The organism is Amycolatopsis palatopharyngis, assembly GCF_003385185.1.
In the GTDB taxonomy this organism is placed as follows: Bacteria; Actinomycetota; Actinomycetes; order Mycobacteriales; family Pseudonocardiaceae; genus Amycolatopsis; species Amycolatopsis palatopharyngis.
In genome coordinates this window covers 1-5,588 of the sequence record NZ_PQHZ01000106.1, presented here as the reverse complement: position 1 = coordinate 5,588, position 5,588 = coordinate 1, and the positions used below count along the sequence as shown (strand labels likewise).

Annotated in this window: 6 protein-coding genes; 2 read left to right on the top strand and 4 right to left on the bottom strand. The window is 64.9% G+C overall.

Translation table 11 applies throughout. The features are described from left to right. Positions 1-72: 72 nt before the first annotated feature. The 3 genes from D0C15_RS34480 to D0C15_RS33585 all read right to left on the bottom strand — a co-directional run bounded on the left by D0C15_RS34480 (position 73) and on the right by D0C15_RS33585 (position 1,821). The gene (locus D0C15_RS34480; RefSeq protein ID WP_137095936.1) at positions 73-504 is read right to left on the bottom strand and encodes a hypothetical protein; all 432 of its coding nucleotides are present in this window, start codon (positions 502-504) and stop codon (positions 73-75) included. 274 nt (positions 505-778) lie between these two features. After that, positions 779-1,435, bottom strand: coding sequence for a GAF and ANTAR domain-containing protein (locus D0C15_RS33590; protein ID WP_245976527.1), 657 nt, complete (start codon positions 1,433-1,435; stop codon positions 779-781). Between the two features lie 116 nt (positions 1,436-1,551). Beyond that, complete coding sequence (locus D0C15_RS33585; RefSeq protein WP_043830840.1) at positions 1,552-1,821, bottom strand: metal-sensitive transcriptional regulator; 270 nt, start codon at positions 1,819-1,821, stop codon at positions 1,552-1,554. A 598-nt stretch (positions 1,822-2,419) separates the two neighbouring features. Between D0C15_RS33585 and D0C15_RS33580 the strand changes: the two genes are divergently transcribed. Together D0C15_RS33580 and D0C15_RS33575 are read left to right on the top strand one after the other, a co-directional pair. Further along, a complete protein-coding gene (locus tag D0C15_RS33580) occupies positions 2,420-2,878 on the top strand; it encodes a DUF2243 domain-containing protein (RefSeq protein WP_228708117.1) in 459 nt (152 codons plus the stop codon). Then, entirely contained in the window at positions 2,812-3,471 is a 660-nt protein-coding gene (locus D0C15_RS33575; protein ID WP_197684734.1) for a cytochrome c oxidase assembly protein, read from the top strand. The genes D0C15_RS33580 and D0C15_RS33575 overlap by 67 nt, the downstream gene beginning before the upstream one ends. A 665-nt stretch (positions 3,472-4,136) precedes the next feature. Here D0C15_RS33575 and nicT read toward each other — a convergent pair. After that, positions 4,137-5,276, bottom strand: coding sequence for a Nickel transporter NicT (gene nicT / locus D0C15_RS33570; RefSeq protein ID WP_112285677.1), 1,140 nt, complete (start codon positions 5,274-5,276; stop codon positions 4,137-4,139). Positions 5,277-5,588 lie beyond the last annotated feature (312 nt).

The window sequence follows — 5,588 nt, the reverse complement described above, 5'->3', positions numbered from 1 at the left end:
GTGTCGCCGACGCCGCCGAACACATCTGGTCCTGGTCACGCTTCCGCCGCCGACGACAACACCAAGCCCGCCTCAGCCACTACAAACGCCGCGGCTACCCACTTCCTTAACTGCCGTTGCAGTACTAGTACCAGGCACCGCGCTTGCCTCCGGCCACACGGCCGGACCACCCCACCCGCACGGCACCGCCCGCGTCCGCGCGGGCCGTGATGACGGCAGCCCGCCGTCCGAGGAGATCATCATGAACAGCACCGGCAACACCGATTTGTCGTCGCGCTCTACGTCGATCCGGCCAGCCGGCAGGTCCGAGTTTCGATCGATCTCGACGATACCGAGTCGTGGCTGCTGCGCAACGACAGGGACAGCACGGTTCCACTGCGCATCTGCGTCCAGGGCGACGTCACGTTCGGGGGCTGACAAACCGATCGCGCGAGCGTCGGCCCGCGCTCGCGCCATTCGCGCATCGTCGAACGATTCCACTGCTCGTCCAATCAGGACACTCATCGCGTCACGTTGATGAAGAGGTTATTCATGAACTCGTAAACCACCGAAATGCCGGACCTTACTGGTAATCACCGGAATCACGACTTGCCGAATGCCTGAGCTGAAGTAGATGGCCAGCAGGCCTAATCGCCCGCCTCTGCCGCAACTTTCCCCCGTCCTGGACGTCCGGTTCGGCGCGTGCAATGCGCTCCGAGGTGGCGCGCCACGTAGGCCGACACGTGCAGAAGTTGCGCGACCCATGGCCACCCCTGCTGGTGAGTGAGGCGCAATGTTCTCAGTTGCCAGCCGTCGGAAGCATCGTGGACGCTTGCGCGTCCGTGCGGCGGTGGCGGTGCATGAGGATGCCCTTGGCCGTGGCGATCACGTCGCGGGTCCCGAGCGCGGTGCGTAGCTGGGCCTGTTCCTGGGAGCCGATCAGGGCGACGGCGGCGTGAGCGGCGAACAGTTCACCGATGTGCTCGGCATCGGCATCGAACGCGTCGCGCTGTGAGGAGTACAGGTTCAGCGCGCCCAGGGTGGTGCTGGTGGCGAACAATCGGAACCCCAGCACGGACGCCACACCGAGGCTGGCCGCGGTGTCGGCGAACTTGGGCCAGCGGGAGTCGTCGGCGAGGTTGCCGGTGCGGTAGGTGTGGTGCTCGGCGATGGCATCCACGCATGGGCCTTCGCCCAGCTCATGCTGCAACTCGTCCAAGCGGGCCACGAGATCGTCAGACGGCGCGACGGTGCGCAGCTGCCCGGCCTCCAGCAGCGACACCCCGGCGTACTCCGCGCCAGGGATCGTTGCCACCGCGGCAGTCACGATCCCTTTCATGGTCTGGTGCAGATCCGGTTCCGCGGTCAGTGACCGGGCCACCTCGCTGAGAGCGTGCGCTACCTGCCCCAGCGCCTCACTGTTGGCAGCCTGCCGGGATGATCGTTCATCGCCCACCTGCCCCATTCTGTCCGGATATAGACGTCACGGCCAGATGCGGCGCGGTCGGGAGTCGGGGCCGTGGTAGTTAACCGCCACGCTCCCAAGCTCGTGTCCACCGGCGTATCAGGGGTTCAGGCGAGGGCGAGGAACAACTTCTCGAGTTCGGCCTCGGTCAGGGGTTCCTGGTTGTTGTCATCGTTGCCGGTGAGGCATTGGCGCATGCCGGTGGCTACGATCTTGAATCCGGCACGGTCGAGGGCGCGTGAGACGGCGGCGAGCTGAGTGACGACGTCTTTGCAGCCTCGGCCAGCTTCGATCATGGTAATTACACCCGCGAGTTGCCCTTGCGCACGGCGGAGCCGATTGAGTACCTGCGTGATGGTTTCTTCGTCCCCAGTCATACGAACCCTCCTAAAGTAATCCCGACCTGGCACCAGTATACCCCGTGAGGTATCGCCAGTGGGGGGAGTTCGCTTCGCTTCCTGACGGCGCCGGTGGAGTCTCGGGCTGAGGCGACAGGCGGCGGCTGCCTGGTGGACGAAATTCGGCGATTCGTACTGTCGATCGTGTGCGTGGACCAGTGTGGCCGAGGCTGGCCCGCAACGAGACCTGTGAGACGTGCGTACCGCACCACCGGGCCAACTCGTACGAAAATCCAGCAACCTGCACTTGTTGGTCAACAGTTTCGGCTATGGGCAGCAGGCCGAACTCGTGATCGACAGGTTGGGCGTCGATCATTCGATGACGCGCCCGAAAGCGTGCACAGTCCGAGGTGAAGAAGGCTGGTGGGCGTAGGGCCCGCGTGAGAGCGGTGCCTTGACTTGTCGCGCTCTGCCTAGCGGCTGTAGGTGTCCTCGCGGGGCGGTGGTCCGACGTCGGAGTGGCGGCCGGGCAGGATCGCGGCGTGTCGTTGCCCGGGGCCCGGCCGGTGCGACTCGACCTGCTGCATCCTTGGGCGCCAGCGGCCGCGGCGGTCTCTGCCGGTGTGCGCTGTTGGGTGTGGCGGTGATGGCCGCGCTCGATGAGATCGTCTTTCACCAGATCCTGGCCTGGCACCACTTCTACGACCGCTCCACGCGTGCCGTCGGGTTGCTCTCGGACGGTCTGTTGCATACCGCCGAACTGCTTGGGCTGGTCGCCGGCTTCGTGTTGTATGCGGATTTGCGGCGCCACCACACTCTGGCCCCGCCGCAGGCCTGGGCCGGGCTGTTCCTCGGGTTAGGCGCGTTCCAGCTCTTCGACGGCATCGTCGACCACAAGCTGCTGCGCATCCATCAGGTCCGCTACGGCGTCGACATCCTGCCCTACGACCTCGCCTGGAACGGCGCCGGACTCGTCCTGCTGACCGTCGGCGCGGCCCTGGCCGTTCGCGCAGACGCACAGCGTCCGCGGTGCTGTTCCCGCTGTCCGGCGGGCCGTTCACCGCCCACATGGCCCAGCACCTCGTCGTCGCCATGATCGCCCCGTTGCTGCTGGTCCTCGCCCGTCCCCTCACTCTGGCCCAGCGCGCCCTGCCTCCTCAGAGTGCGCGGCGAGTGTTGCTGGCCCTGGCGCACTCCCGGCCCGTCACGTGGCTTGTCTTCCCGCCCCTGGCCGCACTGCTGGACATCGGCGGCCTGTGGCTGCTCTACCGCACCCCATTGCTGGCCGCGACACATCACCAGCCGCTGATACACGCCGCAGTCCAGGTCCACGTCGTGCTGGCCGGATTGCTGTTCACCTTCGCCATCTGCCAGCTCGACCCGCTACGCCACCGCTGGAACCTCGCCTGGCGGGGCCTCACCCTGCTGGCCGCCGGTGCCGGCCACGCCATCCTTGCCAAGACCCTGTACGTCGCCCGCCCGCCCGCCACCACCTACAGTGCGGTCGACCTGCACACGGGTGCGCAGCTGATGTACTACGGCGGCGACCTGGTGGAGATCGCTCTCGCGGCCGTCCTCGCTGTCCAGTGGTACCTCGCCACCGGTCGCGCCCACGCCCGACTCCAGCGCCGCCAGCGGCGACCACCGCTGACAGCTGACTCGCCCCCACACACCTCGCGCGACTTCTGAACCTTCCTTGGCACCCGTCGGCGGGCGGGATAACGAGCGACAGTGGCCGGGGGAGAGACGATGACGGCCCCATTTTTGATTGGCTGATACCCCCTGGGGTATTATAGTAAACCTGGTCGCCATAGGAGGTTCAACGATGTGTCAACGTGCTGTGTGTTCGACCTGCGGGAAGGCCACCTACACCGGGTGTGGGCGCCATGTCGAGCAGGTGCTCGCCGGTGTGCCCGCGTCACGGCGGTGTCAGTGTCAACCAGAGCAGGGCGGATCCGAGCGGAAGTGGTGGAAAATGTTCGGCCGCCGTTGATCACTGCGGCCACAGGGAGCCGGGCGCCACACCGAGGTGCTCGGCTCGCTGTCGAACAGGACCCTCGAACGGTACGAGTTGCACGTTCGTCACCGATGTTTAAGGACCCGCGACACCCTGTCAGGATCTGCGTCGACGCTGATCCTGCCCTTCACTCGCCCTGACTCCAATGGACCGGAAAGCGTGAGAGGGGCGCATTCCTTGAGCCTATGTGTGTCCGTGATGGTTGAAACGGAATAGTCATTGCCGCAACACGGTAAAGTGAATGTCCCCCGGCCCATGGGTCAAAGAACGGCTGTCATGGAGCCCTGAGCGCGGGGGTACTGGAGGAGTCGGCTGTCCGCGTAGAGCGCGGGCGGTGTCATGTCGTGTCTTTGCGAATCGTGGCTTTCTGGTCTATGTCGTGTGTCGGCTCTATGTCGTGTTTCGGCGGTTTCGTGTCGAAGTTGCCGAGGTGCCAGGTCAGCAGTGCGAGGGCGAAGACGAGGATGAACAGTCCAACAAGTGCGAATCCGACGTAGTTGAGGTCGAATTCGGCGATGGTGGTGATGGGGCCGGAATCGGGGTGGAGTGTGTCGGTGAGTAGTGATGCCAGTTGCACCGTGCCGATGAGGAACGCGCTGCCGACGGACAGTGTCGTGACGATGATGTTGTAGAACATTCGGCGAAGGGGTTTGGTGAGGGCCCAGTTGTAGGCGACGTTCATGAGGACACCCTCGGCTGTGTCGAACATGGTCATGCCTGCTGTAAAGAGGGCGGGTAGTACCAGGATGGCGTACCAGGGCAGGGACAGTGCGGCTCCGCCGGCGAGTATGAGTAGACCGATTTCAGTAGCGGTGTCGAATCCGAGGCCGAAGAGCACTCCGACTGGGTAGATGTGCCAGGGTTTGCGGACTGCCTTGGTGGTGCTTTTGAGGAGTCGGTTGAGGAACCCGCGGTTGTTGAGTTGGTTGTCGAGATCTGCTTCTGTGGCCGCCCGGTGGCGCATCTGCCGGTACACCTTGATGATCCCGGCCAGCGCGACAAGGTTCATGATCGCGATGGCGTAGAGGAAGGTGCCTGATACCGCCGAGCCGAGGGCACTAGCCGTGTGACGCAGTGCCGATTCCTCGTCCTGTACTGCACCGGCCAGTGCCCGCACGCCCATCGCTAACGCTATGGAGAGCGCGAACACAACTGTGGAGTGGCCGAGGGAGAACCAGAATCCCACGGAGAGTGGGCGTTGTCCCTGAGCGAGCAGGTTGCGGGTGGTGTTGTCGATGGCGGCGATGTGGTCGGCGTCGAAGGCGTGGCGGACGCCGAGTGTAAACGCGGTGATACCCAGCCCGATGCCGAACACCTGTGAGCTGTTGAGGGTGTGGTGCTGTGGTATGACAACGAAAAGGAGCATTCCCCAGCCGAGCGCGTTGAGGGCCAGGATGAAACCGGCCATCCCGGCGATCGAGCGTCGTGCCTGTGACGTCGGGATTGCGGCTGCCCGGGCTGGCGGGGGTGTGGTCATGGCTTGATCTTCTCCTCTCGTCGTCGACGATGCGGCCTGTGACCCACACCAGCGCCACACGCGCGGAGCCATCTCACCGAGTCCCACGGGTGATGTGTTTCGGGTCCGAGGGGTGGTCGCGACAGCAGTGGTCACGACCACCCCTCGGGACGTGTCAGTGGGAGAACGTGATGGTCGGCAGTGCTTTACGGAGCCAGCGCGGTGACCACCAGGCGGAGTGGCCGGTGATGCGGAGCAGGACCGGCAGGAGCACGAGTCGGATGAGTGCGGCGTCGAGCAGGACCGCGACGCCGAGGATGATGCCCATTTCCT